This window comes from Mycobacterium sp. NGS18 (assembly GCF_059813185.1).
Map to the genome: position 1 here is coordinate 1 of NZ_JCALEC010000028.1, position 2,160 is coordinate 2,160.

A 2,160-nucleotide genomic window follows, 5' to 3' on the forward strand; every position below is an offset into this window, starting at 1 on the left:
TGTTGACGACGGTCGAAAACTAAGCCAGGAGCGACGGTCGAAAAGTAGGCCACGTGGTCGTGGTTATTGTGCCGTGTTGTCGGCTCTGGCGGAGGGCAAGGTGTCGATTCCGGTGTCTTTGAGGCGGTAGCTGGAGCCTTTGAGGGTCAGGACGTCGGCGTGGTGCACGATGCGGTCGATCATCGCGGCGGCGACGACTTGGTCTCCGAAGACGTCTCCCCAGCGGGCGAACGGCAGGTTGGAGGTCAGGATCAGCGAGGCGTGTTCGTAGCGGCTGGAGACCAGCTGGAAGAACAGGTTCGCAGCGTCCTGCTCGAACGGGATGTAACCGACTTCATCGACGACGAGTAAGCCGATGCGGCGTAGCTTGGCCAGCTCGGCGGGAAGTCGGCCGGCGTTGTGTGCGGCCTTGAGCCGGGCGACCCAATCCACGGCGGTGGCGAATGCGATGCGGTGCCCGGCCTGGGCGGCTTTGATGGCCAATCCGATGGCGAGGTGGGTCTTGCCGGTGCCGGGTGGGCCTAGCAGCACCACGTTGCGGGATTTGGCCAGGAACGCACCGGTACCTAGGTGGGCGATCATGTCCCGGTTGAGTGCGGGTTGATGGTCGAAGTTGAAGTCCTCCAACGACTTGCGGGTCGGGAATCCAGCCGAGCGGATGCGGGTCGCTGCACCGGAGGCCTCGCGGGCGGCGACCTCCCGCGACAGCACCGCTGCTAGATACTCTTCGTGAGTCCAGCTGGCGTCGCGGGCTTGCTCGGCCAGTCGGGCAGCGGAGTCGCGGATGCGGGGCGCCTTGAGTGCTTGGGCGTAGTGCAAGACGTCCTTCATCGGATCCTCGGCCATATTCACGCCACCTCGCCATCGGAAGTGGCCGTGTGCGTCGCGAAGTCAACACCGAACGCGCGGTCGTAGTCGGCCAGATCACGCACCGGGTGGTCACTGGACGCCGGTGGCGGGCCGGCTTGGAACTGGTGGCGCAACGTCGCGGCGGCCTGGACGTGGGCGGGGTCGGTGAGGGTTTGTCGCCTCGCCCAGCAGCGCTCGTGAGCTGCCAGCAGCCGTCCCGATCGGGTCACCTTCACCTGGGCCAAGGTGGTGCTTACCTCGACGAGTTGGCCGATCGCACTCGGATCTACGGAGTAGTCATTGCTAGCCACCCGCACGTAGTAGTCGCGTCCCAGCCGCACCGACGTCACCGACTCCACGACCGGGGCCACCGGCGGCAGCGCCAGCATGTGATCTCGGTCGGACTCGAGAAAATCGATGGGACGCCCATCGAGCACTCGGACCCGACGCGCATTGGCAGTCGGAAGCCATTGCTCGAGTTGGTCATTGAAGTTCTGCGGTGAGGTGAAGCTGCGGCCGGGCAGGAACGAGGTCTGCAGGTACCGATTGGCTCGCTCTACCATCCCCTTGGATTCGGGGTCATAGGGTTTAAGTTGCACCAGCCGCGACCCCAGGGTGCCCATCAACGCCGTCACCGGCTCGCTCAACCGGCCTCGCCGCCCGATCCCGGCTTCGTTGTCCCACCACAGCTCGTGCGGCACCGCGGCGAAGTTCTGCGAGAGCAGCTGCCACATCCCGGCAACCAGGTCCATGGTCTGGCGTGAGGGCAGCATCACCGCGGCGATGAACCGGGAAAACGCAGCCACCATGACCAGTACCGGCAGCATCGCCTCCTGGCCGAACCCGACGGCAATCTTGGGCGCCGGGAACCACAGGTCGCACTGGACCACCCGCCCTGGTGGATGCTCAAGCCGATCCACCGGATCAGCAGGCAGATACTGCGGGCGAAGTGCCCGGACCCGCTCCCGAAACCACGAGATCGAGCCGGTCCACCCGACCCGCTCGGCGATCACCGTCGCCGGCATCTGGGGATAGGCCGACAACAGCGCCCGAATCCGCGGCTCCACCGCGTTGATCGCCGACGGCCCCGCCGCCCGCTCATACTTCGGCGGGCCATCGCTGGCCAGCGCATTGGCCACCGTGTCCCGCGCGACGCCCAGTTGCCGCGCGATAGCGCGCTGCGACAATCCTTCGCTGCGGTGAAGATGCCGGATCAAGGCCCAGTCTTCCAAGGAGATCACCCATCCAATCTGATTGGGTGGCCTACTTTTCAACCGTCGCGACTGGCCCGGTTTTCAACCGTCGTCAACA

At 65.6% G+C, this 2,160-nt stretch carries 2 protein-coding genes; both read right to left on the reverse strand.

Annotation, left to right across the window (positions count from 1 at the left end):
* Positions 1-63 precede the first annotated feature (63 nt).
* Complete coding sequence (gene istB / locus AC5Y31_RS21755; RefSeq protein ID WP_499982963.1) at positions 64-846, reverse strand: IS21-like element helper ATPase IstB; 783 nt, start codon at positions 844-846, stop codon at positions 64-66.
* Between the two features lie 2 nt (positions 847-848).
* Complete coding sequence (gene istA / locus AC5Y31_RS21760) at positions 849-2,090, reverse strand: IS21 family transposase (RefSeq protein ID WP_499982966.1); 1,242 nt, start codon at positions 2,088-2,090, stop codon at positions 849-851.
* Positions 2,091-2,160: the final 70 nt, after the last annotated feature.

Bases quoted from the DNA above. Each gene is read 5' to 3' on its own strand.
- istB (WP_499982963.1), bottom strand. From the start codon at position 846: ATGGCCGAGGATCCGATGAAGGACGTCTTGCACTACGCCCAAGCACTC.